This window comes from Nocardioides sp. S5, from assembly GCF_017310035.1.
Classification (GTDB): domain Bacteria; phylum Actinomycetota; class Actinomycetes; order Propionibacteriales; family Nocardioidaceae; genus Nocardioides.
In genome coordinates this window covers 4,124,275-4,149,334 of sequence record NZ_CP022296.1, presented here as the reverse complement: position 1 = coordinate 4,149,334, position 25,060 = coordinate 4,124,275, and the positions used below count along the sequence as shown (strand labels likewise).

The 25,060-nt window shown below is 71.3% G+C and carries 22 protein-coding genes; 11 read left to right on the top strand and 11 right to left on the bottom strand.

Translation table 11 applies throughout. The features are described from left to right. Positions 1-15 precede the first annotated feature (15 nt). Together CFI00_RS20525 and CFI00_RS20520 are read left to right on the top strand one after the other, a co-directional pair. Positions 16-966, top strand: coding sequence for a beta-1,6-N-acetylglucosaminyltransferase (locus CFI00_RS20525; protein WP_207082814.1), 951 nt, complete (start codon positions 16-18; stop codon positions 964-966). Further along, complete coding sequence (locus CFI00_RS20520; RefSeq protein ID WP_207082813.1) at positions 963-2,189, top strand: glycosyltransferase 87 family protein; 1,227 nt, start codon at positions 963-965, stop codon at positions 2,187-2,189. Before CFI00_RS20525 ends, CFI00_RS20520 begins: the two co-directional genes overlap by 4 nt. On the opposite strand, the gene CFI00_RS20515 is transcribed toward CFI00_RS20520, so the two are convergent. Together CFI00_RS20515 and CFI00_RS20510 are read right to left on the bottom strand one after the other, a co-directional pair. Further along, positions 2,125-2,772: a WbqC family protein gene (locus tag CFI00_RS20515; RefSeq protein ID WP_207082812.1), complete on the bottom strand. Its 648-nt coding sequence runs from the start codon at positions 2,770-2,772 to the stop codon at positions 2,125-2,127. The two genes, CFI00_RS20520 and CFI00_RS20515, sit on opposite strands and share 65 nt — an antisense overlap. After that, positions 2,769-3,389 carry a PIG-L deacetylase family protein gene (locus CFI00_RS20510; protein ID WP_207082811.1) on the bottom strand — a complete coding sequence of 207 codons (621 nt, stop codon included), beginning with the start codon at positions 3,387-3,389 and terminating at the stop codon, positions 2,769-2,771. Before CFI00_RS20510 ends, CFI00_RS20515 begins: the two co-directional genes overlap by 4 nt. A 62-nt stretch (positions 3,390-3,451) precedes the next feature. On the opposite strand from CFI00_RS20510, the gene CFI00_RS20505 reads away from it, so the two are divergent. Then, positions 3,452-4,660, top strand: coding sequence for a glycosyltransferase (locus CFI00_RS20505; protein ID WP_207082810.1), 1,209 nt, complete (start codon positions 3,452-3,454; stop codon positions 4,658-4,660). 3 nt (positions 4,661-4,663) lie between these two features. Here the strand turns inward: CFI00_RS20505 and CFI00_RS20500 are convergent, their stop codons facing one another. The 3 genes from CFI00_RS20500 to CFI00_RS20490 are packed head-to-tail and all read right to left on the bottom strand — an operon-like array spanning position 4,664 to position 8,592. Then, on the bottom strand, positions 4,664-5,728 hold the full coding sequence (locus CFI00_RS20500; protein ID WP_207082809.1) for a glycosyltransferase: 1,065 nt from the start codon (positions 5,726-5,728) through the stop codon (positions 4,664-4,666). Then, positions 5,725-7,572: a glycosyltransferase gene (locus CFI00_RS20495; protein WP_207082808.1), complete on the bottom strand. Its 1,848-nt coding sequence runs from the start codon at positions 7,570-7,572 to the stop codon at positions 5,725-5,727. Before CFI00_RS20495 ends, CFI00_RS20500 begins: the two co-directional genes overlap by 4 nt. 27 nt (positions 7,573-7,599) lie before the next feature. Next, complete coding sequence (locus CFI00_RS20490) at positions 7,600-8,592, bottom strand: MauE/DoxX family redox-associated membrane protein (protein ID WP_207082807.1); 993 nt, start codon at positions 8,590-8,592, stop codon at positions 7,600-7,602. Between the two features lie 359 nt (positions 8,593-8,951). On the opposite strand from CFI00_RS20490, the gene CFI00_RS20485 reads away from it, so the two are divergent. The 3 genes from CFI00_RS20485 (at position 8,952) to CFI00_RS20475 (ending at position 14,151) form a co-directional block, all read left to right on the top strand. Then, positions 8,952-9,443 carry a hypothetical protein gene (locus CFI00_RS20485; protein WP_207082806.1) on the top strand — a complete coding sequence of 164 codons (492 nt, stop codon included), beginning with the start codon at positions 8,952-8,954 and terminating at the stop codon, positions 9,441-9,443. Positions 9,444-9,497: 54 nt separating this feature from the next. Continuing rightward, the gene (locus CFI00_RS20480) at positions 9,498-10,856 is read left to right on the top strand and encodes an MFS transporter (RefSeq protein WP_207082805.1); all 1,359 of its coding nucleotides are present in this window, start codon (positions 9,498-9,500) and stop codon (positions 10,854-10,856) included. Between the two features lie 115 nt (positions 10,857-10,971). Continuing rightward, positions 10,972-14,151 carry a reprolysin-like metallopeptidase gene (locus CFI00_RS20475; RefSeq protein ID WP_242532532.1) on the top strand — a complete coding sequence of 1,060 codons (3,180 nt, stop codon included), beginning with the start codon at positions 10,972-10,974 and terminating at the stop codon, positions 14,149-14,151. A 66-nt stretch (positions 14,152-14,217) separates the two neighbouring features. Here CFI00_RS20475 and CFI00_RS20470 read toward each other — a convergent pair whose 3' ends face one another. After that, positions 14,218-14,880 carry a hypothetical protein gene (locus CFI00_RS20470; RefSeq protein ID WP_207082804.1) on the bottom strand — a complete coding sequence of 221 codons (663 nt, stop codon included), beginning with the start codon at positions 14,878-14,880 and terminating at the stop codon, positions 14,218-14,220. Between the two features lie 8 nt (positions 14,881-14,888). Next, the gene (gene typA / locus CFI00_RS20465) at positions 14,889-16,781 is read right to left on the bottom strand and encodes a translational GTPase TypA (RefSeq protein ID WP_207082803.1); all 1,893 of its coding nucleotides are present in this window, start codon (positions 16,779-16,781) and stop codon (positions 14,889-14,891) included. Positions 16,782-16,970: 189 nt separating this feature from the next. Here typA and CFI00_RS20460 point away from each other — a divergent pair, with 189 nt between their 5' ends. Both CFI00_RS20460 and CFI00_RS20455 read left to right on the top strand, forming a co-directional pair. Further along, positions 16,971-18,281, top strand: coding sequence for a protealysin inhibitor emfourin (locus CFI00_RS20460; RefSeq protein ID WP_207082802.1), 1,311 nt, complete (start codon positions 16,971-16,973; stop codon positions 18,279-18,281). 70 nt (positions 18,282-18,351) lie between these two features. After that, a complete protein-coding gene (locus CFI00_RS20455) occupies positions 18,352-19,347 on the top strand; it encodes a DNA topoisomerase IB (protein WP_207082801.1) in 996 nt (331 codons plus the stop codon). Between the two features lie 150 nt (positions 19,348-19,497). On the opposite strand, the gene serC is transcribed toward CFI00_RS20455, so the two are convergent. After that, positions 19,498-20,619, bottom strand: coding sequence for a phosphoserine transaminase (gene serC / locus CFI00_RS20450; protein ID WP_207082800.1), 1,122 nt, complete (start codon positions 20,617-20,619; stop codon positions 19,498-19,500). A gap of 112 nt (positions 20,620-20,731) precedes the next feature. Between serC and CFI00_RS20445 the strand changes: the two genes are divergently transcribed. After that, entirely contained in the window at positions 20,732-21,214 is a 483-nt protein-coding gene (locus CFI00_RS20445; protein WP_207082799.1) for a GNAT family N-acetyltransferase, read from the top strand. Between the two features lie 21 nt (positions 21,215-21,235). Here CFI00_RS20445 and CFI00_RS20440 read toward each other — a convergent pair whose 3' ends face one another. Together CFI00_RS20440 and CFI00_RS20435 are read right to left on the bottom strand one after the other, a co-directional pair. Next, entirely contained in the window at positions 21,236-21,541 is a 306-nt protein-coding gene (locus CFI00_RS20440; protein ID WP_207082798.1) for a transcriptional regulator, read from the bottom strand. Continuing rightward, positions 21,538-21,987, bottom strand: coding sequence for a hypothetical protein (locus CFI00_RS20435; protein ID WP_207082797.1), 450 nt, complete (start codon positions 21,985-21,987; stop codon positions 21,538-21,540). The genes CFI00_RS20440 and CFI00_RS20435 overlap by 4 nt, the downstream gene beginning before the upstream one ends. A 173-nt stretch (positions 21,988-22,160) precedes the next feature. Here CFI00_RS20435 and CFI00_RS20430 point away from each other — a divergent pair, with 173 nt between their 5' ends. Beyond that, positions 22,161-22,793: a hypothetical protein gene (locus CFI00_RS20430; protein WP_207082796.1), complete on the top strand. Its 633-nt coding sequence runs from the start codon at positions 22,161-22,163 to the stop codon at positions 22,791-22,793. 413 nt (positions 22,794-23,206) lie between these two features. On the opposite strand, the gene CFI00_RS20420 is transcribed toward CFI00_RS20430, so the two are convergent. After that, positions 23,207-24,313 carry a citrate synthase 2 gene (locus CFI00_RS20420; RefSeq protein ID WP_207082795.1) on the bottom strand — a complete coding sequence of 369 codons (1,107 nt, stop codon included), beginning with the start codon at positions 24,311-24,313 and terminating at the stop codon, positions 23,207-23,209. A 98-nt stretch (positions 24,314-24,411) separates the two neighbouring features. On the opposite strand from CFI00_RS20420, the gene pdxH reads away from it, so the two are divergent. Next, the gene (gene pdxH, locus CFI00_RS20415; RefSeq protein ID WP_207082794.1) at positions 24,412-25,059 is read left to right on the top strand and encodes a pyridoxamine 5'-phosphate oxidase; all 648 of its coding nucleotides are present in this window, start codon (positions 24,412-24,414) and stop codon (positions 25,057-25,059) included. Position 25,060: the final 1 nt, after the last annotated feature.

The following is a 25,060-nucleotide window of genomic DNA, read 5'->3' as shown; positions in this document are numbered from 1 at the left end:
GGGGTGGAGGTCCGCGTGAGGAAGCACTACCTGCTGCTCGCCCACGACCAGCCCCAGCACGTCGGTCGGCTCGTCGAGCGCCTCGACGACGGGGAGTCCTCCTTCTGGCTGCACCTCGACCGGCGGGCCAAAGACGAGGCGTGGCGGTCGGTGCTCGCGCGCCCCTGCGTGGTGTCCGTCGAGCCCCGTGTCGCCTGCTTGTGGGGGACGTGGTCGATGGTCGAGGCAACTCTCGCGATGCTCCGAACGTGCCTCGACTCAGGCACGCCCGGACACCTGGTCATGCTGAGCGGGCAGAGCTATCCGGTGAAGAGCAACCAGCACATCGACGCCTACCTCGCCGCCCATGCCGACCTCGTCCACATGGACCTCTGGGCGCTGGAGGAGCGCTGGCCGGACAACTACCGCGGCCGGCTGGACTACTTCTGCCTGCCGAGGTCGCAGGCGAAGGGCGACCTGCGGCTGCTGCGTCGTCGTCAGGAGATGAACCTGCGTGAGCTGACGGGCTGGACCCGCCGCCTGGTGCGGGAGTCTGGCCCGCGAGAGGCACTCGACGTGCTCCGCACGATCGGGCAGGAGCGCCCGGACGTCGCGCACCTCGTCGTCGGAGGTTCCCAGTGGTGGGCGGTGCCGTCCGACGTGGCCCAGCAGATGCTGGAGTTCCACGAGCGGAACCCGTCCTACGCCGACTTCATGCGTTGGAGCCAGTTCCCCGACGAGTCGTTCTTCCAGACGCTGCTCGTCAACATGGACCCCTCGATCCGCGACCGCATCGCGCCCAGCCTGACCTTCGTCGACTGGACCGAAGGCGACTGGGACCTGCCGCGGGCCTTCGGTGTCGACGACCTGCCATCGCTCCTCGCACTGCCGGACCACGTGCTGCTCGCCCGCAAGTTCCTCCACCCAGCCGCCACCGAGGTGCTGGACGCCCTCGACGCGACGGCAGACCATGAAGGCGCGCGATGAGCCACGACGACCGCCGGACGACGGCCACCCCGTTCTGGATGTGGGGCGTGCTGCTCGTGGCGGGTCTCTTCGCCCTGCGACAGGCGATCAGCGGATGGCGCCTGGCCGCGAGCGGCGACCTCGGTCCCGACGGCGACATCTCCGTCTACATCGGGGCGATCAACTTCCTGAAGGACGGCGGAGCGCTCTACGACTACCCGCTCGAGGGTGGCTACGGATTCACCTACCCGCCCTTCGCCGCGATCGTGCTGCGCCCGCTGACGTGGCTGGACCCCCGGACCACCGGCCTGACCTGGCTCACTCTCTGCATCCTCGTCGCCTTCGTGGTCGTCGCGCTGGTCGTCGCCACGCGTCGCTGGCCCGTGTCGGTGGTCGCGCGCGTGGCGGCGTACGGTCTGGCCGCAGGGGCGTTCCTCGGCTCAGCGAAGGTGCAGAGCGACCTGATCACCGGTCAGGTCAACCTCGTCCTGGCCCTGCTCGTGATCCTGGACGTGGGCCGCTTCGTGCCCGATCGCTTTCGCGGCGTGCTGGTCGGCCTCGCAGCGGCGATCAAGCTGACGCCGATGATCATCTGGGGCTGGTTCCTGCTGACCCGCCAGTGGCGCGCGCTGGCGAAATCGGTGGGCGTGTTCGCCGCTGCCGTCGCTCTTGCCTGGGTCGTGCTGCCGAGTGACTCGGTGCGCTACTGGACCGACGCCCTGCTCGACACCGGTCGCGTCGGCGACGTCGAGCTGCGCTTCAACACATCGGTGATGGGCGTGCTAGCGCGTGCCGGTGTCGACGGCTCGGCCCGGACGATCCTGTGGCTGTTGCTGGGCGGGGTCCTCGTGCTGGCGGCCTACTGGAACGCGCACCGCGCCCGGGCGGCCGGTGACCACGTCGCCGCGGCGATCCTGCTCGGCTGCGCCGCGGTCATCGCGACGCCCATCGCGTGGCCGCACCACCAGATCTGGCTTCCACTGGCCGGCATTGTCCTCGCGCTGCGGCAGGACTGGGTGCCGCGTGTCGCAGGCCTCGCCATCCTCGCCTTCGCCTACCTGCGCGTCCCGATCACCAGGTGGTCGGACGCGCGCAACCTCGGCTGGTTCTTCGACAACGTCGACTTCGCGATGTTCGTCGGCGTGTGCGTGCTGGGCCTGGCTTTCAGGACGCACACGGCTAGTGCGGAGCCGCAGCCTTCGCCACGATCTCCAGCGGCTCGTCATAGTCCATCAGCACGGTGACGATCGAGTCGCCGGTCGTCTTGTGGTGGTCGGAGAACTCCAGCCCGATGCCGAGCTCGCGGAACTTCGCCTGCGCCTCCTCGCCGAGGTAGTCCTTCGCGCCCGTGCCCGACAGGTACGACGTCGCTCCGACCATTTGGAGCTGCTCGAGCACCCGGTCGGCCCCCTTGGCCTTTGGCGGGTCGGTCACCACGACCTCGGTCGTGATGCCGAGGTAGTCGCGCATCGCGAGGATCAGCTGGTGGTTGATGTCGGCGAGGTTGTGGGAGTCGACGGCGTGGACCATGTCGAAGACGTCACCGCTGCGGTCCTTCCAGTGGCGGGCACCTCGGTAGCGACCGGTGATCGAGCTCTCCAGGTGGTCCTGCCAGCCGGGTTTCACGATCGTCTCGTTGATGGGGATCAGGTGCGGCTTGGTCTCCAGCGGCAGGGTCACCCACGAGTCGCGCATCGTGACGCGACGCTGCACCCAGTGCTTCTGGAGCTGGTCGTGCACGGCCAGCACGAAGCGATCGCTGTTCAGCATCTTGAACCAGAAACCGGGCCACGGCAGCAGGTCGGGCTGGTGGATGGCAACCCTCACCGGCGGACCGTCCGCACCAGCGCGAACTGCTCGGCGTACGGCACGAGTCGCACCTGCCCGAGCGCGCCGGCGATCTGGCGCACGCTATTGATCGGGTGGACCTCGGTCGGGATCTCGGACTGGTAGGCCTGGCAGGCCGCCTCCTTGGCGGTGATCTGCTCCTCGGTCAGCGCCTCGAAGACGTTCCACCGCAGGTCGGTGGGGTAGAGGTTCACGTCGTAGACCGCGATGTCGTAGACGTAGACGCTCGGCGGGAACCAGTGGTCGAGCGACATCGACACCCGGCACGACCGCATGCCGGCCTCGTAGACCGCGATGTGGTCCTGGTGCAGCGAGGGGTAGGGGAGGTAGAGCTCATCAGGCTTGAGCTCGGCCATGATCGCGTCGATCGCGCCGACCATCTCGGTCATGTGCTGCGGGGTCTGGCCGTCGGGGAAGCCGAGCTGGCGCGACCCATCGACGCCGAGGATCTTCATCGCTTCCGCGTGCTCCCGAGCCCGCGTCTCGCCGCTGTCGGTCATGACCACGACGACGCACTCGTCGGGGTGCTTGGCCATCAAGCCACCGCACCCCATGGCCTCGTCGTCCATGTGGGGGGCCAGGATCAGCCGCTTCATCGCACTCCTTCGTCGTCGACGGTCGTGAGTCTAGGTGCGCGCAGGTCTGGGAGGATGCGAACGTGACCCGACCTCGCACGGTGCTGATCAGCATGTACGTCGGACACGAGGGTGTACCTCACGCAGGCGGGCGCTACCTGCTGGAGCTCCAGCGCCTGCTGGAGGCCGACTCGGAGCTCACGATGCTGACCGTGGGCAACCGCCTCAACCACGCGGCAGCGACGAAGCCGGGCGTGCCGGAACGCCTGCTGCTCCTCGGCCACGAACCCGACCGGCGGCTGTTCGGCAGGGCACTCAACCGCGCCATGCTGCTGACCGACTCACGCTGGCGTCGCCGGGACCCGGGGGCGCCCTCCCTTCCCTTCGTGCTGGGGCTCATGCGGTCGGTTGAAGCGCGGCGAGCAGTCCGGGCAGCCGACGTGATCGACCTTCAGTACAGCGAGTCCATCCGGCTGGTGCGCCTGCTGCGCAGGATGAACCGCGGCGCGCGGATCACGGGGACCTTCCACGACGTGATGAGCCAGTCCTTCTCCCGCGAGCCGCAGGACGAGCCGAGGGCCCGCCGCTACTGGCAGGCAGTCGCGCGGCGTTCACGACGACACGAGCGGCGGATGGTGGGTGCCCTCGACGAGGTGTTGGTCTTCAGTGCCAAGGACGCGCTCCTGCTGGGAGATCCTCCGCACACCGTGGTCCATCCACCGTTGTCGGCAGGCGTCGAACCTCCCCACCGTCCCGCGGGTGGGCAGGTCGTGATCGTCGTGTCCTACCTCGCCCGAGACGAGAACAACAAGGCCGCGCTCTGGACGATCGAGCACGTGTGGCCCCTCGTTCGAGCCGAACGCCCCGATGCCGTGCTGAGGCTCGTCGGGGGCGGCGCCAGTGATGAGCTGCGAGAACGCGTGGCAGGTCTGCCGGCGGGCTCGGGTGTGGAGCTGGCGGGCTTCGTCGACAACCTCGACGAGGAGTACGCGGCTGCGACGGTGGCCCTCGTGCCGGTGCTCCAGGGGGCTGGCGTGAAGTTCAAGACCGTCGAGGCGCTCTGCCACGGGGTGCCGGTCGTGACGACGACGGTCGGTGCCGAGGGGATCGACGGCAGCGATCTCTATGCGTGTCTGGACGACGACCCGGCAGGACTGGCGCGTGGGCTCTGCGCCGTGCTCGGCGATCACGGTGCCTGGCAGTCGCGATCGGATCGCGCCCAGAAGTGGGCGCAGGAGACCTATGGGCGCGACCACTTCAGGGCGACGGTGCGGAGCACCTGGGGCGCGTGACTGTCAGACGAGCCCTCGGTCCCTGATGGCGCCGGCGAGCTCGATCCACATGTGCCGGGCGTTGAACCGCGCTTCCACGCTCGCTCTCGCTGCTGCTCCGAGGCGCGCCCGTTGAGCCGGGTCGTCGCGCAGCTCCGTGAGCACCGCACGCCAACCCTCCACGTCACCCTCGTTGACCAGCCGTGCGTCTTCGTCGTCGGTGAAGTAGTCGCGCATCGCGCGCGTACCGGTCACCGCGACGCAGGCACCTGAGGACGCGGACTCCAGCGCCACGCTCGAGCCCGTCGGGTAGGCGAGGTCGCGAGTGGGCACGACGACGACCTGGGCGCGTTGAAGCAACCTGCGGTACACCGGCAACGGCACCACGCCATGGACCCGCACGTTGTCAGGGACGTCGAGGTCGGCGAGGTTCTCGGGCTTGCACACCACGTCGAGGCGGAGGTTGGTCCCTCGCACGGCGTCGAAGAGAATGCGGTAGTCGCGACCCCGATCCTGGCCGACAGCGAGCAGCTCGATGTCCCGGTTGCTGTCGCCCGGGGTGTAGTAGTCGTGGCTCACGCCGTAGGTCACGGGGAAGAGTCGGTCCTCGCTGATCCCGACATCGGTGAAGATCTCCGTCTCGTGACGCGACAGGTGCGTTATCAGGTCGGCGCCGTCGAAGCGCCGCGTGATCCGACGCCGATGCTCTGGAGTGGCGGAGCGGATGTCGTCGGCGAGCCAGCAGGACCACACGACCAGCGGGGTCGAGCGGAAGGGCGGGACGTTGGCGCGACGCAACGTGGAGGCAGCGGCGCCCTGCCTCTCCAGAAGGGCGAGCACCACGTCGCTGCGGCGGACCTCGTTCACGCCGCGGAGGGTCTGCTCGACCGGGAAACCGGCGCGATGCTCGACGAGGTCCCGCCAACGCCCCCAATGCGGATCGGCGGCCCGGCGGGAGCCCGACAAGCTCCAGCCGATCTCAGCCAGGGCATCGACGCCGTAGGGCAGCCGGGCGGGAACGTCGCCGGCTTCGTAGCGGCGGACCCACGAGTCGAGGGGGTGCTCGGACAGCACCAGTGCGTTCGTCATCGTGGGCCTCGGATCATCAGCAGCTCGTGGCGCGCCGTCTCGAGCGGTCGTACGTCGCTGCCCGCCGCGCGTCGCACCGCGTTGACCACCAGGTTGACGCCGGTCGTGGCACCGAGGGCGGCCTGCAGCGCGCGCCGCGAGCCCCACTTGTCGGCGTAGAGCAGCTGACCCTCGACCAGCCAGCGCCGCCGCGACTCCGACGGCGACGACCCGCCCCCGGCGTGCACGACCGTCGGCGAGCGCAGAGCAACGACGGAGAGGCCGCGCTCGCGCAGCCGCCGCTGGAGGTCGACCTCCTCGGAGTTCATGAAGAAGCGCTCGTCGAAGCCGCCGACGGCGCGGAAGTCCTCGACCGGGATCCACATCGCGGCACCCACGACCCAGTCGACCTCGCCCTCGGCGCGGTGAGCGCGTACGTCGTGGCCGACCGCCCGGTGCCAGGCCGTCGTCCCGCGGAAGCGTGCCAGCGGCGTCAGCCACGCGGCGACCTGGTGCCGCACGCGCGGGAAGTCGCGGCCCACCCACGCCTCGGTGCCGTGCTCGTCGACCATGCGCGGCGCCAGCACCGCGCGCGGATGGGTGCGGGCCGCGGCGACCATGTCGGCGACGAAGGTCGGCTCGAGGTCGAGGTCGCTGTTGAGCACCAGCATCGCCTCGTCGGTGACGGCGGCGGCGCCGGCGTTGACGTTGGCGCCGAAGCCGCCGTTGGTGTCGCGACGGACGACCTCGACGCCATCGAGGTCCGGGAAGGGCACGGGCGAGGCGTCGTCGGCGACGACGACCTGCACGGCGTGGGTCTGCGCGAGCAGCTGCTCGACCAGCGCGAGGGTGGGTGCGGGGTCGCCGTGGTGCGGCACCACGACGCTCACCGTGTCGAGCACTGCGTCCGAGGCCTCGCGGACCCACGCGGTGTCACCCACCCGCCGACCCGCGACGGCGGCCGCCTCGACGGCCCAGGCGATCGCCTTGCCGCGCGCTGCCGCGGGGAGGCGGGGGAGGACATGGTCGACGTGGCGGCCCAGCGCGGCGGCACGCTCGCGCGACCCGATCCGGGCCGCCGCTGCGGCGACCGCGCGGCTCCAGGCGTCACGGGGCGCCTCGCCGTCGGCGGCGTGCGTGCCGGGGTGCCGCTCGTCGAAGGCGACGGTCGACGCACCGGAGGTGAAGGCGCGCGCGGCGCGGGTCGCGGTGTCGGGGGCGGGAGCGCGGTGCTCGACCTCCAGGTCGGGGTCGATGACGATCTCCACACCTGACTGCGCGAGCCGCAGGCCGAGCTCGGAGTCCTCGCGGTAGCCCAGCGTCGGGTCGAAGCCGCCGACCGCCTCGTAGGCCGCGCGCGGCACGGAGTTGCACGCCGCCCAGTGCTGCCAGCGCTCATCGACCGGGCGGGCGTAGGCCTGCGCCAGCAGGCGCTGGTTGGCCGGTCGGCCGTACGCCGTTGCGTACGCCGTGTCGTCGAAGACGTCGCGCGTCATCGAGACGACGCCCAGCGGGGCCGCTCCTTCCGGGCGGGTGCGGTGCCGCGCGAGGTGGGCGGCGAGGAAGCCGGGCCGGGGGGTCAGGTCGTCGTCGCAGCGCAGGACGATCTCGCCGCGGGCCGCCTCGTAGCCCGCGGCCAGCGCCGCGCCGACGCCGGTCCCTCCGGTGTGCTCGACGATGCGCAGCGGGACGCGGTCGGCGTACGACTCGAGGAGCGTGCGGCTGCCGTCGACGTCACCGTCGAGGACGACCACGACCTCCCAGGGCTCGTCGAGCGACTGGGCGGCGAGGGCGTCGAGCAGCACGGGGAGCCGGCGTGCGCCGCCCCGGGTGGGGACGACGACGGACAGGGCAGGCTCGGGCACGCGACGATCCTAGGGAGCCGCGGCCGGCTACTCGGCCGGACTGGGCTGGTCGGCCAGGACGGACAGCACGTCCTCGACGAACTCCGCCACCACGTCCTCACCTGCGACGGGTCCGCCGGCGAGGTAGCCGTCGGCACCGAGCAGCACCGCGGACGGGGTGCTGCTGATCGAGAAGACGCGCCGGAGGTTGAGGTCGGGCTCCGAGGCCGCGAGCTGGGGCGCGTGCTGCGGGGCCGCCGCGGCGGAGGCGACGTCGGGGTAGACCGCCAGCACCCCGACCGCAGGTGCGAGGCGCGCGGCCCAGTCGTCGAGGCGCTCGGCGGTCCGGACGCAGGGGCCGCAGGCGGGGCTGAGCACGACGAGCAGGCGTGCCTGCGTCGAGGCCAGCTCGACCAGCGACGACGTGCGGCCGTCGGGCAGGGCAAGCACGCCGTAGGGGATGGCCTGGCGCTCGTAGTCGAGCAGCTCGCCGTCCGGCCCGTCGCCGGAGGTGGACGGGGTGCCGACCACCAGCACGGCGACCGCTGCGGCGGCTGCGGCGGCGACCAGCGCCCACCAGCCGTCGGCGTCGAGGTCCGCCACGGCTGCGGGGACCGAGCCGCTCGCGAGGGCGAACCAGACGAGGCCTGCGGCAAGGACGGTCAGCAGCAGGTTGCGGGAGAGGGTCGTGCGATCCACGTCGTGACGACCGATGCTGCCGAAGCACGAGCACGTGACCGGCTCGTCGAATCCGAGCGCGCGGGCGATGAGGGCGGTGTAGGCCAGCATCAGGACGAGCACGGCGACCGCGACCGGCGTGAGCAGGGGAGCGGGAGTCACGAGCAGCAGCGCGGCGAGGGCGAGCTCCACCCACGGGAGCGACGCGGCCGCGGCATCCTTGGGTACGACGTCCGGCACCCGCAGCGCGTCGAAGGCGTCGCGCGTGGCGACCCGGTCACGCAGCTTCGCGACGCCGCTCGTCGCCAGCACCGCCGCGAGGGTCAGCGCGACCAGGACCGCGGCGACCGGAGCAGACGACATGGGCGTGATCGTAGGTGGTGCCGCCCACCGGCGCGGGCGAACCGGCTCGGGAGGGCGAGGTCGGGCGCTCGACAACCGTGTGCGGCACAGATCTGAGCAGGAGCAGTCGTGCACGAGCCCATACCAGAAGGTGTAGGCGACTTTTGTCAAGGTTCACCGCAGATGTGACTCAGGTCGCATTCGATGAAACCAGATTGTTACTGTCCCGTAGGCGGTCCATCCCTACCGTAGTTGACGAAGTGACCACCTGGGGGGTCGCTCGTGATGACGGGGAACGACCGATGGAGCTCGGGACTGAAGCACAAGGTTTGCGCGCGTCGCGGCGCAACGTGGTCAGGGGCGCTGCGTGGAGCGTGCCCGTGATCGCGGTTGCGACGGCAGCGCCGGCCTACGCTGCCTCGGGCGCCACCAGCACGTTGACGGGCGGGCAGCCCGTCAAGTGGAGCAACGGCAACGAGAAGCACGTCTCGTGGGACCTGATCCTGACCAACGGTCCCGTCCCGATCGAGAGCATCTCCCTCACCTTCTCCTACGCGCCGACGAGCGCCGGTCCGTTCACCTCGTTCGAGATCTACGGCTACTCCTCGACGACCGGTCCGCGCGACCTGACGTGGACGCCCCAGCGCTTCACGCCGCCGACCTCCACCGTCACGGCGACGCACTCCACGATCCCCGCGAGCACCACCACCAACATCCACACCGACTTCGCGGGCGGTGACAACGCCGCGGGCACGGTCCGGGTGTCGGCCACGATCACCTACGGTGGGACCGGTGGGACCGGTGGCTCGGTGGTGCAGACGATCGGACCCGTGTCGTGGAGCTCGGGCAGCGTCCACGTCCACCCTGCCTGACCGGGAGCCGAGCACCGGGAACAACCCGCCCCCCCGTGCGGTTGTCACCCCTCGATGACCTCCCCCGTCCCGACCGACCCCGCGACCCACCAGCCTGACGACTCCCGACGGGTGTCGCTGCTGCTGGGCCTGCTCTTCGGGCTGGCCGGGATGGGTTCCTCGAGCGCGGCCGTGACGCTGTCGCTGATGGGCGACGACCTCGGCGTCGGCCCCGGCCTCGCCGCCTGGACGATCAGCCTCTACGTCCTGATGCTGGCGGTCACCACCGCCCTCTACGGCCGGATCTCCGACCTGGTCGGCGTGCGTGGGCCGCTGCTGGCCGGCCTGGTCCTGATGTCGGTCGGGGCCCTCGTGGCCGCGCTCGCCCCGACCTTCCCCGTCCTCCTGGGCGCCCGCATGGTGCAGGGCGCGGGCGCTGCCGCCGTACCGACGCTGGGCGTCGCCATGCTGTCGGCGCGCTACAGCGGGGAGGTCCGCGGGCTCGCCCTCGGCCGTCTCGCCGGCGTGGCCGCCGCCGTCAGCTGCCTCGGCCCGCTCATCGGCGGAGTCGTGGAGGCCGCCTTCGGCTGGCGTGCGGTGATGGCCCTGCCGATCCTCGGCGCCCTCGTCGTCCCGTCGCTCTGGCGCGCGCTCTCGACCGACGGCAGCGGTGCCCGCCTCGACGTGGTCGGCGCGATCCTCGTCGCGCTCACCGCCGCCGGCATGGTGCTGCTCGTGCAGTCGCCGTCGGCGGGGCTGCTGGTCGCGGCCATCGGCGCCGGACTGCTCATCCTGGGCGTGCCGGCCGTGCGCGCGACCGTACGTCGACGCCCTGACGGTTTCCTCCCGGTCGAGGTGATCCGCAACTCCACCGTCGTGCGCAGCGCGGTCGCGGCGTCGTCGGTGCCGGCGACGTGGTTCGCCATGCTGATCGCGCTGCCCGCGGTGCTGCTGTCGGCCGGGTGGGAGGCATGGGAGGTCGGCCTGGCGATGGTGCCGAGCGCCGTCGTCGCGCTCGTCGTCCCGCAGGTCACCGGCCCGATGCTCAACCGGGTCGGCCCGGCCCGGGCGCTGGCCGTCTCGGCGGTCGTCGCCTCGGCCGCCCTCCTCGTCGCGACGGCGGGCGCCCACTGGACCAGCGCGCCGATCCTCGTGGTCGCCATCATCCTGGTGACCTTCGCCTTCGGGCTGGGGCAACCGGCGCTGAGCGCCGTGGTGGGCGACGCGGTGCAGCAGGAGGTGCGAGGGGTGGCCCTCGGCGTCTCGACGCTGCTCTTCCTCATCGGCGGCAGCGTCGGCTCGGCCGTCGTCGCCGGGATCAGCGGCCTGCTCGGGATGCCGGCGGCGCTGCTGGTGCTGGCCGTCCTGCCGCTGCTGGGGCTCCTCGTCCTCGCGCCGACGTTGCGCGCGGACCGGGTCGCCACGGCTGCCTGAGGCGAGCTCGCAGAACTGACGGAACCGCCGCACCACCTACCCCCCTACCAAGGAGGTGTGGTGCAGACCACCACGTCGACCTTAGGCTGCGACCTCCACCTTCGAAGGAGCATGTGTGTCAGCTCGGTTCCGCACCCTGTCCGTCAGTCTCGCCCTCGTCATGGGAGCAGGTGCGCTGAGCTCGATCGCTCCCGCCACCGCCGCACCCGACGACACGGCGTTCGCCCCGCTCCGCGGATTCTCGCTCTCGGGCGACAAGATCCGTGTGGAGCCCAAGGAGTACGCCGCCACGCGCGTCGACCTCGCCACCCTCCGCGCTGACCTCCCGAGCGGCGACGCCACCGCAGTCGTCGAGATCCCGGGACCGGACGGCTCGCTGGAGTCCTTCCGCGTCCAGCGGTCCCAGACCATGGAGTCGGAGCTCGCCGCGGCGCACCCCGAGATCCAGACCTGGTCCGGCGTCGGCGTCGACGACCCGAAGTCCTCGATCGCGCTCGACATCACGCCGATGGGCTTCCACGCCTTCGTGCGCGAGCCCGGCGCCCAGGCCGACTGGTACGTCGACCCGGCGTTCAACCGCCGTGGCACCACCACCCACCTCAGCTACCGCTCGTCCGCCCTCCCCGAGCCGGCCCAGCGCCGTGCCGAGGGTGAGGTCGAGGCGCTGCGCGAGACGGTCACCGAGGCCGGGACCGCCGACCGTGTCGCCGACGCGGCGGTGAACCGGCGCTACTACCGCCTCGCCCTGACCTCCGACCCGTCCTACGCCGCCTACTTCGGCACCGAGAACGTGCTGGCCGAGAAGGTCACGCTGATCAACCGGGTCAACGAGATCTACAACGACGACCTCGCCGTCGAGCTGCGCCTGGTCAACGACACCGACAAGCTCAACCTCGACACCGACGCCGAGGCGACCGGCCCCGACGGCCCGTGCGGCAGCGCGCCCTGCTTCGCGCCGTACGACGACAACGGGACGCCCGACGACGGCGACGACACCTTCGGTGACCTCGACTTCTGCAGCGGCAACACCCTCGGCAAGAACCGCACCGTGCTCGGCCAGCTGGTCGGCGCCTCCAACTACGACGTCGGCCACATCGCCCTCGGTGTGAACGGCGGCGGCGTCGCCTACCTCGGCGTCATCGGCGGCGACTACAAGGGCGGCGGCTGCACCGGCCTCCCCGAGCCCAAGGGCGACTTCTTCGCAGTCGACTACGTCGCACACGAGATCGGCCACCAGTTCGGCGGCAACCACACCTTCAACGGCGCCCTCGGCGCCTGTGGCGGCAACATCTCCGACGCCTCGGTCGAGCCCGGCTCGGGCTCCTCGGTGATGGCGTACGCCGGCATCTGCGGCCAGGACGACCTCCAGCCGCACACCGACCCCTACTTCTCGTTCCTCACCGTGGACGAGGCCTACGCGACGATGGACCAGGACCCGTACGGCAACGTCGAGGTCCAGACGGTCTCCCTGCGCGGCTTCGGCGACGCGGGTGACTCGTTCACGCTCGAGATCGGTGGCGCGACCACCGACCCGATCGTGCTCGGCACCAACTACACCGCGGCCGGCATCAAGGCGGCCATCGAGGAGATCGTCGACCAGCCGGTGTCCATCGCCCAGTGGGGCTTCGACGAGTTCAGCCTTCCGCTGACCCCGGTCGACGAGACCGGCTTCCAGGTGATCTTCAACTCCACCCCGAGCATCCTGGCCGCCGGCTACGCCGTCGAGGACCAGCTGGCCGTCACCAACGGTTCGACCGGTGTCAGCGGCTTCGTGGGCGAGACCGCCCGCGGCGGCCCGTCGCAGGCGCAGGGCTTCCCGCTGGAGGGCGACAACACCAACCCGTCGGTCTCCGCCGGTGAGGACAAGGTCGTCCCGATCCGTACGCCGTTCGCGCTGAGCGGTTCGGGCAGCGACGACGACGGTGACGCCCTGGTCTACCTCTGGGAGCAGACCAACTTCGGCGAGGGCACCCGGCTCTCCGCCAACACCAAGGTCTACGGCCCGCTCTTCCGCGTCTTCGGTGACGACGCCGTCGTCTCCGACGAGGACACCCTCAAGAGCCCCTCACCGGGCATCAACCTCGCCGACGGGAGCCCGAACCGGGTCTTCCCCGACATGGCGCAGGTGCTCGCCGGCAACACCAACGCGACCACGGGTGACTGCCCGGCAGCTGTCGATGCTGCTGGTGCGCCGCTGCCCAACAACCGGCAGCTCCCGGACACGCTGCTCGACTGCTACTCCGAGTACCTGCCCGACGTCGACTACCTCGGCAGCCTGGACGCGGACGACCGGAAGATGAACTTCCGGCTCACCGCCCGCGACCTCGCCGTCCGCGGTGGCGGCCTCGCCGTCGACGACGTCACCCTGACCGTCGACCCGTCGGCCGGTCCGTTCCTGGTCACCTCGCAGTCCGCTCCCGGCGCCACCGTGGCCGGCGGCTCGTCCGTCCCGGTCACCTGGGCGGTCAACGGCACGCGGAAGCTGGCCGAGAACGTGCGGATCACCGTGTCGACCGACGGCGGGGCCACCTTCGGCACCGTGCTCGCCGCGTCGACGCCGAACGACGGGTCGGAGACCTTCGCGATGCCCAACGTCACCGCAGGCGACGTACGCATCCGGATCGAGGCAGTGGGCAACTACTTCTTCGACGTCAACGACGCGTCCTTCGCGCTGAAGGCGACGCCCGCGCCGGAGACGACACTCACCTCGGGGCCGGCCAACGGCGCGATCGTGCTCGAGCGCAGGCAGACGTTCACCTACGCCTCGTCGATCTCCCCGGCGACCTTCGTGTGCATCGTCGACGCGGAGGCCGTGCCGTGTGACGCCGCAGGGCTCACCGATCGGTTCCGTGCCGGCACCCACGTGGTCAGCGTCGCTGCGGTCAACGCCGCCGGTGTCGCCGACCCGACGCCTGCCACGGTGACGTTCACCGTGCCGCGTGATGAGAGCACCTTCGCGAGGAAGGGCTCGTGGAACCGCAAGAAGGACAAGCGGGCGATGTTCGGCGACTACATCACCTCGCGCCGCAAGGGCTCCGAGCTGGTCACCCGCGTGCCGGCCACCGAGCGCATCGTGCTCGTCATCGGCAAGTCGAAGAACGGCGGCAAGGCACGCGTGTTCCTCGGCAAGCGCAAGCTCGGCGTGGTGAAGTTCGCCGGCAAGCGGTCCTTCAGCTCGCTGCGCACCTTCGACCTCCCGAAGGCACGCAAGGGCAAGCTGCGGATCGTCGTGGCGAAGAACAAGCCGATCCGGATCGAGGGCGTCGCCGTCGTGACCGAGACGCCGACCGACTGATCGCACGACCGTACGACGACCGAGGGCCGTCCCGCCACGTGCGGGGCGGCCCTCGTCGCGTCCGGGTCAGCCGCGTGTCGAGCGTGCGCGCTCGGCCAGCGCGACCGCGGCGTGCTGCACGACCGGCAGCTCCTCGGGATCGCGGGCGGCCTCGTGCGGCACCGCACCGCCGAGCAGTGCGGCGGGACTGGTGAGCCAGATCCAGGTGCGCCACGGGTCGGACCCGGAGGCGAGCAGCGGCTCGAGCACGGCCAGCAGCTCGCTGCGGACCTCACCGGCGCCGTCGAGCTGGAAGGACGGCACCAGCGTCCTGCCCTCGTACTGCACCAGCAGCACCGCGCGGCGCTCGGCCGCCTTGTGCAGGGCGAAGCGGGCTGCGTTCTCCGAGGTGCCACGCAGGCGCGCCACACCGGCGTAGTCGAGCCAGCCGCCGTCGAGCAGCGCAGCCCGCAGCCGCGTCTCGCGCCGGAGCCGGACCAGCCCCACCGGCACTGCGTGGGCGGGGTCGTCGCCCTGCGCGCGCAGCACCCGGTCGAGCTCGACCAGCCGCTCGTGCGTCAGCGGCTCACCGGTCGCGGGCTCGCGCCAGTGGGCTTTGCCGTCGGCACCGCGCACGTAGGACGGAAGGGCCGCAGCCTCCAGCTGCTCGGCCAGGCCGAGGCCCTCCAGCCACGACGCGAGGTCCTCGGCGAGCTGGTCGTCGTGGGGCGCGGTGGGGCTGCATGGCATCGCGGGACCTACTTGTTGGCCTTGCGCGCCCGGCTCGCGGTCTTGGCGCGCGCGTTGGCGTCGAGCACGACCTTGCGGATCCGGACCTGCTCCGGGGTGACCTCGACGCACTCGTCCTCGCGGCAGAACTCCAGGCACTGCTCGAGGGAGAGGCGCTTCGGCGGGATCAGCTTCTCGAAGTTGTCCGAGGTGGCGGACCGGATGTTGGTCTGCTGCTTCTCCTTGGTGATGTTGACGTCCATGTCGTCGGCGCGCGAGTTCTCGCCGACGATCATCCCCTCGTAGACCTCGGTGGTCGGCTCCACGAAGAGCACGCCGCGCTCCTGGAGCGACGTCATGGCGTACGCCGTCGCCGCACCGCTGCGGTCGGCCACCAGCGAGCCGTTGTTGCGCGAGCGGATCTCGCCGGCCCAGGGGTGGTAGCCCTCGGAGATGTGGTGGGCGATGCCGGTGCCGCGGGTCTCGGTGAGGAACTCGGTGCGGAAGCCGATCAGGCCGCGCGAGGGGACGACGAAGTCCATCCGCACCCAGCCGGTGCCGTGGTTGGTCATGCCCTCCATGCGGCCCTTGCGGCTCGCGAGGAGCTCGGTGATCGTGCCGAGGTACTCCTCCGGGGCGTCGATCGTGAGGCGCTCGAAGGGCTCGTGGATCTTGCCGTCGACCTCGCGGGTGACCACCTGCGGCTTGCCGACGGTGAGCTCGAAGCCCTCGCGGCGCATCTGCTCCACGAGGATCGCCAGCGCCAGCTCGCCGCGGCCCTGGACCTCCCACGCGTCGGGGCGCTCGGTCGGCAGGACCCGCAGCGACACGTTGCCGATGAGCTCGGCGTCGAGGCGGTCCTTGACCAGGCGGGCGGTGACCTTCGCTCCCTTGACCTTGCCGACCATCGGCGAGGTGTTGGTGCCGATGGTCATCGAGATGGCCGGCTCGTCGACGTGGATGAGCGGCAGCGCGACCGGGTTCTCGGCGTCGGCGAGGGTCTCGCCGATCGTGATGTCGGGGATGCCGGCGATGGCGACGATGTCACCGGGGCCCGCGGACTCGCCGGGGACGCGCTCGAGGCCCTCGGTGACGAGGAGCTCGGTGATCCGGACGTTCTTCACCGCGCCGTCGCGCTTGATCCACGCGACGGTCTGGCCCTTCTTGAGGTGGCCCTGGTGGATGCGCAGCAGCGCGAGGCGACCGAGGAACGGCGAGGAGTCGAGGTTGGTGACGTGGGCCTGGAGCGGCGCGCCCTCGTCGTACTGCGGGGCGGGGATGGTCTCGAGGATCGTCTTGAAGAGCGGCTCGAGGTCGGTGCCCTCGGGCATCGTGCCGTCCTCGGGCTTCTCCAGCGACGCGATGCCGGCCTTGCCGGATGCGTAGACGACCGGGAAGTCGAGGGCGTCCTGGCTGTGGGTGTCGTCGAGGAGGTCCATGAAGAGCTCGTAGCTCTCGTCGACGACCTCGCTGATCCGCGCATCGCTGCGGTCGGTCTTGTTGACGACCAGGATGACCGGCATGTCGGCGTTGAGCGCCTTGCGCAGCACGAAGCGGGTCTGGGGGAGCGGGCCCTCGGAGGCGTCGACGAGGAGCACGATGCCGTCGACCATCGACAGGCCGCGCTCGACCTCGCCACCGAAGTCGGCGTGGCCGGGGGTGTCGATGATGTTGATGACCATCGGCTGGCCGCCACCGGCGGGGCCGGCGTAGTGGACGGCGGTGTTCTTCGCGAGGATCGTGATGCCCTTCTCGCGCTCGAGGTCGCCGGAGTCCATGACGCGGTCGGCGACGCTCTCGGCCTGGTGCGCGGTGAAGGCGCCTGCCTGGCGGAGCATCGCGTCGACCAGCGTGGTCTTGCCGTGGTCGACGTGGGCGACGATCGCGACGTTGCGCAGGTCGGAGCGGGACTGGGTGGACATGCAGGAGCCTTCCGGGGCGGAAACGAGCGAGTGGCCGTGCGGCCGGGCGCGGCCGACACGGCCGCAGCGTGGAAAGTCTAGTGCGGGGGACGCGATTTCGAGACTTCGCGACGCCTCGCGCAGCGCGGGGGACCCGGTCCCGCACGCGGGGGCCTACCGGGTGTCGGAGCCGCGGGGTAGAGATGTCCCATGACCTCTCGGGACACCCACCTCGCCCACGACCGCTGCACGTTCATCCCGCCCTGGCTCGCCGAGCGCGTCGACGGCCCCGAGCGGGCGGCCTACGACGACGAGCTCAGGCTGCGCCGCGGCGCCATCGCCCGTGGTCCGGCCGCGGCCGTGGCGGAGGAGGCGGCCTGGACGGTGCACGACGCCGGCTCGCGCACGTCCCTGCCCGGCACGCCGGCCCGGCGCGCGGGCGAGCCGGCCACGGACGACGTGGCGGTCGACGAGGCCGCGGACGGGATCGCGGCCACGCTCGCGATGTTCGCCGAGGAGCTCGGTCGCGACTCCCACGACGCCGCCGGCGCTCCCGTGAGCCTCACCGTCCACTACGGCACCGACTACAACAACGCCTTCTGGGACGGCACCCAGCTGGTCTTCGGCGATGGGGACGGCCGGATCTTCGAGCGCTTCACCAAGCCGGTGGACGTGCTGGCCCACGAGTTCGCGCACGCCGTCATCGAGCACACCGCCGACCTGACCTACCGCGGCCAGTCCGGCGCGCTCAACGAGTCCGTCGCCGACGTGTTCGCCTCCTGCCTCAAGCAGCGCCTGCTCGGGCAGGACGCCGGCGAGGGAGACTGGCTGATCGGCGAGGGCATCTTCATGCCGACCGTGCAGGCCCGCGCGCTGCGCGACATGGCCGCGCCCGGCACCGCCTACGACGACCCCGAGGTGGGCGCGGACCCGCAGGTCGGGCACATGGACGACTACGTCGTCACCGCGGCCGACAACGGCGGTGTCCACCTCAACTCCGGCATCCCCAACAAGGCCTTCCAGCTCGCGGCGGTGGCGATGGGCGGTCGTGCGGTCGAGGGGGCCGGCCGGATCTGGTACGCCGCCCTCGCCGGCGGTGACGTCCCGCCCGGGGCGGACTTCGCAACCTTCGCCGCAGCGACGGTCGCGGCGGCCGGCGAGCACGGCGACGTCGTGCGCGAGGCGTGGGGCCAGGTCGGGGTGGAGCCGGGCGGGACCGGGGCCGCGACGCCGGTGGCCGCTGCGGCTGGCAGGCTCCGGGTGGAGCGCAGCGGAGGCTTCGTCGGACGGACCCAGGCGGCCGAGGTCGACCTGGACGACCCCACCGAGCCCGACCTGCCGGCGCTGGTGGCCGACGCGCTGTCCCACCCCGTCGTCAAGGCCTCCCCGCCCCGCCCCGACATGTACCTCTACACGTTCACCGTCGCCGGCAACGACCCCGTGAGCATCCCCGAGGACCTGCTGAGCGACGCCCAGCGAGAGCTGGCGCGACGCCTGCTCGAGGGCGGCCACGACGTCTGAGGGGTCTCCGGCCGGACTGACCTCCCTCGGGGTGTCCGCACGTCGGGGTCGCGGTGAGTAGGTTCACCGCATGCCCCGACTGCGGCGTACGTTCCCCGACCAGCCGGGCTGGACCCGACGCCGTTCCGGCAAGGGCTTCACCTACCTCGACCAGGACGGCAACAAGCTCGACGCCGAGCAGGTCCAGCGGTGCAAGGACCTCGTCATCCCGCCGGCCTGGAAGGACGTCTGGATCACCCCCTACGCCAACGGCCACCTCCAGGCCGTCGGCACCGACGACGCCGGTCGCCGCCAGTACCTCTACCACCCGCAGTGGCGCACCAGCCGTGACGCGGCGAAGTTCGACCGCATCCTCGGCTTCGGCAAGGCGCTGTCGAGGGCCCGCGAGCGCGTGCTCACCGACATGGGCTCCGAGGGCATGTCGCTCGAGCGTGCGTGCGCGGTCGCCGTACGCCTGCTGGACCTGGGCTACTTCCGCATCGGCAACGACGTCTACACCGACACCAACGGCTCGTTTGGGCTCACCACCCTGCGCAAGGAGCACGTCTCGCGGCACGCCGGCGGCCTGCGCTTCTGCTTCGTCGGCAAGTCCGGGGTCGAGCACTGCATCGACATCGACGACGAACCGGCCATCGAGTCGATCGACGTGATGCGGCGCCGTCGCGGCGGCGGCGACGAGCTGCTGGCCTGGAAGGACGGTCGCACCTGGCGCGGGCTGAGCTCGGCCGAGGTCAACGACTACATCCGCACCTGCATGGGGATCGACGCCTCCGCCAAGGACTTCCGCACCTGGCACGCGACCGTCATCGCCGCCGCCGCGCTCGCCGAGACCGACGAGCCGGGGAAGACCAAGACCTCGCGCAAGCGTGCGGTATCGAGCGCGATGAAGGAGGTCTCGGACTTCCTCGGCAACACCCCGACGCTGGCCCGCTCGTCCTACGTCGACCCGCGGGTCGTCGAGGCCTACGAGCGCGGCCGCACGATCAAGGTGCGTGGCCGCTACGACACCGACGACGCCCGTCAGGCCGCCCTCGAGCGCGCGGTGCTCAAGCTCCTCGCAGACTGACCGGGCACTGACCGGGCGCTTCCTCGCGCTGAAATGCACCGACCGGGCACTTCCTTGCGCTGGAACGCGCCGACCGGGCACTTCCTTCGAAAGGAAGTGCCCGGTCGGCGTGGTCTGCCGCGAGGAAGCGCCCGCTCGGCAGGAGGAGCCTCAGCTGTGGGCGACGACGTGGTCGATCGCGGCGGTGAGCTTCTCGACGTCGGAGGGGTCGATCGCGGGGTACATCGCGATCCGCAGCTGGTTGCGCCCGAGCTTGCGGTAGGGCTCGGTGTCGACGATGCCGTTGGCGCGCAGGGTCGCGGCGATCGAGGCGGCGTCGATGGAGTCGTCGAAGTCGATCGTGCCGATCACCAGCGAGCGGTCGGCGGCCTCGGTGACGTACGGCGTGGTGTAGGCGGTGCGCTCGGCCCATCCGTAGAGCGCGTCCGAGGACGCCGTGGTGCGGTCGACCATCGCCGACAGCCCACCTTGGGCGTTCATCCAGTCGAGCTGCTCGGCCATCAGGAAGAGCGTGGCGACCGACGGGGTGTTGTAGGTCTGGTTCTTCGACGAGTTGTCGATCGCGGTCGGCAGGTCGAAGAAGGGCGGGACGTAGCGGTCGCTGGCAGCGATCTCCTCGGCGCGGGCCAGGGCGCGCGGTGACATCAGTGCGATCCACAGGCCGCCGTCGGAGGCGAAGCACTTCTGCGGCGCGAAGTAGTAGGTGTCGACCTGGTGCAGGTCGACCGGCAGGCCGCCGGCGCCGGAGGTCGCGTCGACCAGCACCAGCGCGTCGTCGGCCACGTCCGCCGGGCGGCGTACGGGCGCCATGACCGCGGTGGACGTCTCGTTGTGCGCCCAGGCGTAGGCGTCGACGCCCTCCTCCGCGACCGCGTCGGGCCGCGAGCCGGGCTCGCTGGCGATGACGCTCGGGTCGGCGAGCCACGGCGCCTTCCTGGCCGACGTGGCGAACTTCGAGGAGAACTCGCCGAACGACAGGTGCTGGCTCTTCTCACGGATCAGGCCGAAGCAGGCGATGTCCCAGAAGGCGGTGGCGCCGCCGTTGCCGAGCACCACCTCGTAGGCCTCGGGCAGGTCGAACAGCGCGGCCAGCCCCTCGCGCACGCGGCCGACGGTCTTCTTGACCGGCGCCTGCCGGTGCGAGGTGCCCATCAACGTGTCGCCGGTGGCGGCGAGGGCGTCGAGGTGGCTGGTCTGGATCTTGGACGGACCCGCGCCGAAGCGGCCATCGGCCGGGAGGAGCTCGGCGGGGATCTTCAGGGCGTCGGTCATGGAGGAACCTCACGTGGGATCACGGTGGAACACGGAACGGCGGTCCTGACGACGCTGTCAGCGCCACCTATTGTGGCACCCGCTCACACAGGATCACGACAGGGGACCACGGATGGAGACCGACCTGCAGGTGGTGCGGGTCCCGATCACCCACCCCGACGCGCAGGCCCTCATCGAGGCGGTGCAGGCGGAGTACGTCGCGCGCTACGGCGGCCAGGACGAGTCGCCGATCGACCCGGCCGACTTCGAGGACCCGCAGGGCAGGTTCTACGTCGCCTACGTCGAGGGCACCCCCGTCGCGACCGGTGCCTGGCGTCGCAGCTCGGTGCGCGCGCTCGGGGCGGAGGTCACCGCCGAGGTGAAGCGGATGTACGTCGTCCCGGCCGCCCAGCGTCGGGGCGTCGCGCGCCGGATGCTCGCCCACCTCGAGGCCACGGCCGCGGAGGCCGGCATCGAGGCGATGGTGCTCGAGACGGGGATGAAGCAGCCCGAGGCCATCGCGCTCTACACGTCCTCGGGCTACGAGCCGATCCCCGGTTTCGGCCACTACTGCGGCTCCGAGCTCAGCCGCTGCTTCGGCAGGCGGATCGCGTAGGAACTGAGGGACAGGTCGGCGTCAGCCCAGCATGGCGCGGAGCGCGTCCCGGTGTCGGCGGTAGGCCGCCGTGCCGGCGGCCGTCGCCTGGTAGGAGGTCAGCCCGCCTCGGCCTCGGCCGGACTTGCGGATGGTGAGATAGCCGGCCGCTTCCAGGGTGGCGGCCTGCTTGGACAGGTCCGAGTCGCTGACCGCGAGGTGATCGCGCAGGAAGCCGAACTCTGCGAACTGCGAGCCTTCGAGGACGGCCATGATCGCCAACCGCTTCGGGGCGTTGAGGATCGGGTCGAGCCCGTCGAGGGCGGAGCCGGTGGCCGCGCGGCTCATGCGAGCCGCCGGCGGACCCGCTCCGCGTCTGCGGCGTAGACGCAGCCGTACAGCTCCACCGCCCCCGCTGTGGCGATCCCTGCGGCGAGTGCGGCGGCCCATGCGCCGGCTGCGAAGTAGACGGAGGACGACAGGATTGCGACGGCGATCGAGAGGGCCACGAGCGCCCAGGTGGAACGTCGCAGCTCAGGAGGCATCGGACCGCTGGGGTAGACCGCGCGACGCTGCCGGTCCCACGCGACGTAGCCCCACGGCGCCGCGATGAGCGCAAGGGTCGCCAGGCTGCGCGAAGACCCGTCGAGCAGTCCGAGCGACAGCACGAAGGCGCCGGCCCAGATACCGAAGCCCAGGGGCTGCCACCTGTCGTGAACGGCGAAGTGCAACCAGCTCGCGGCCTCGCCGCGCTCGATCTCGCGCAGCTGTCTCCTGGCTTCATCGCTTTCCATTCTGGAAACCATACTGGTCACTTTCCATTGCTGCAAGTGATCGGTCAGGCGCGGATCGGAACCCACGTGACGCCCCGGGAACTACACGAGTGATCTTCTGGCGATCGCCTGACGGTGATCGAGGGGGCGCCTACCTTCGCGTGAAAGATGCGATCTCGAGGGAAAGGTGGGGCGTGACGATGCGAGCGTTCGTGCGCGTGGCAGCGTGCCTGCTGCTGGTCGTGACGGGCGTCGCGGCCGGCATGGTCGGTGCCGCCGCCGCGGACGGGACGACCGCCTCCGCCCGCGGCACCGTCACGTCATCGGCGCCGTACCTCATGCCGATCGAGCCCTACGCCGGCTACCAGCCGCAGACCAGGTGCCTGCAGACGCCGAGGCCCGGCGTGCTGATGCTCGCCGACTGGCTCGTCGCCCGTGGTGGTGGCTACGGCCCGATCAGCCGCGCGTGCTCCCGCTCGAGCACCAGCGAGCACCAGGAGTCACGCGCCTTCGACTGGCTGCTCGACGCCGAGGACCCGGTCGACCTGGCGCTGGCGCAGGCACTGCTCGACGAGGTCCTCGCCCCCGACGACCTCGGTGAGCCGCACGCGCTCGCCCGCCGCATGGGCATCATGTACATCATCTGGAACGACAGGATGTACGCCTCCTACGACGACTTCGAGCCGAAGCGCTACCTCAGCTCGAGCTGCCGTACGAAACGGTCCTGCTCGCCGACGCTGCGGCACCGCGACCACCTGCACGTCTCGCTCACGCGCAAGGGCGCGCGGGGCAGGACGTCCTGGTACTACGCCCAGCAGACCGACTGAACCGAGGACCTACGTCGTAGGCTCGCAGAATGGAGCGCGGACTGATGCTCAACGACGGTGACTGTGGCTTCTGCATGCGCACCGCCGCCCTGGTCCCGCGGCTCGGGGTCGACATCGACGCCTCGACCATCCAGGAGGTCGACCTCGCACGGCTGGGGGTGGACGCTGACCGAGCGGTCGTCGAGATGCCGTACGTCCACTCCGACGGTCGCGTCGACTACGGGCACCGGGCGTTCGCCGCCATCCTGGCCACCGGACCGCTGCCGTGGCGCGTCGTCTCCCGCGTCATGACGAGCCGTCCGGTCGACCCGGTCGCCCGCCGTGCCTACCACTGGATCGCGGCCAACCGGTCCCGCCTGCCCGGCGGGACCCCGTCGTGCTCGCTGGAGGACCGCCCCGCCGGGGGAGCCTGCTCAGGCTCCCCAGGCCTCGTCCCAGCCCTGAACCTCGCTGGCCGGCCGCGTGCTCGGGCCGGCGTAGACCGCGGACGGGCGGATCAGCCGACCGGTGGTCTTCTGCTCGAGGATGTGCGCCGACCAGCCGCCGGTGCGCGCGCAGGTGAACATCGAGGTGAACATGTGCGACGGCACCTCGGCGAAGTCGAGGACGATGGCTGCCCAGAACTCGACGTTGGTCTCCAGCACGCGGTCCGGACGCCGCTCGCGCAGCTCGGCGAGGGCCGCCTTCTCCAGTGCCTCCGCCACCTCGTAGCGGGGGGCGTCGAGCTCCTTGGCGGTGCGGCGCAGCACCCGGGCGCGGGGGTCCTCGGCGCGGTAGACGCGGTGGCCGAAGCCCATCAGGCGCTCGCCGTTGTCGAGCAGCTCCTTGACGTAGGACGCGGCGTCGCCGTCGCGCTTCTCGACCTCCTCGATCATGCCGAGGACGCGCGAGGGAGCGCCACCGTGGAGCGGGCCGCTCATCGCGCCGATGGCGCCCGAGAAGGCCGCCGCGACGTCGGCGCCGGTCGAGGTGATCACGCGCGCGGTGAAGGTCGAGGCGTTCATGCCGTGCTCGGCCGCCGACGACCAGTAGGCATCGATGGCGTGGGCGTGCTTCGGGTCGGCCTCGCCGTGCCAGCGGATGAGGAACTTCTCCGCGAGCGTCGTGCCCTGGTCGACCTCGGCCTGCGGGACGATCGGCTTGCCGAGGCCGCGCGCGGACTGGGCGGCGTACGACAGCACCATCACCGCGACGCGGGAGAGGTCGAGGCGGGCCTGCTCGTCGGAGATGTCGTAGGTCTGGCCCATGCCGAGCATCGGGGCGAGCATGGCGACGCTGGCCTGCACGTCGGCCCGCACGTCGCCGGTGTGGATGGCGATGTTGTAGGGCTCGGCCGGCGGGAGGCCGGGGGTGTAGGAGCCGTCGACCAGGAGGCCCCAGACGTTCTCGAAGGGCACGCGGCCGACGAGGTCCTCGATGTCCACGCCGCGGTAGCGCAGCGCCGAGCCCTCCTTGTCGGGCTCCGCGATCTGGGTCTCGAACGCGACCACGCCTTCGAGGCCGTGCTGGATCTCGGTCATGGGTGCTCCTTCAGGATGCGGGAGTCCCGGGAGGACCGCACGGGACGGCTCATTGTGCACCCCGGCGCTCGTTCCTCGCTCCCGGCTAGGGTCGGGACATGGACCTCTCCGGACTGCGCGAGGAGTACGGCCGCGGGGGTCTCGACCTCCCCGACCTGGCCGGCGACCCGGTCGAGATGTTCGAGAGGTGGCTCGAGCAGGCGGTCGCGGCCGGGGTGCACGAGCCCAACGCGATGGTGATCGCCACTGCCGACGCCGACGGCCGGCCCTCGAGCCGGATGGTGCTGCTCAAGGGCGTGGGGGCGGACGGGTTCGTGTTCTTCACCAATCACTCCTCGCGCAAGGGCGGCGAGCTCGCGGCCAACCCGCACTGCGCGCTCCTCTTCCCCTGGCACCCGCTCGAGCGCCAGGTGCGCGTCGAGGGCGTCGCGACACGGCTCTCGGACGAGGACGTGGAGGCCTACTTCCACTCCCGCCCGCGCGGTGCGCAGCTCGGGGCCTGGGCCTCGGACCAGTCGCGCCCGGTCGCCTCGCGCGCCGAGCTCGCAGCGGCGTACGCCCGGGTGCAGGAGCGCTTCGGCGCCGACGAGTCCGCCGGCGAGGTACCGGTGCCGCCGGAGTGGGGCGGCTACCGCGTCGCGCCGGACGTGGTGGAGTTCTGGCAGGGACGACCGGGGCGGATGCACGACAGGCTGGTGTACCGCCGCGACGGCGAGCGCTGGGACGTCGTACGCCTGGCGCCGTAGG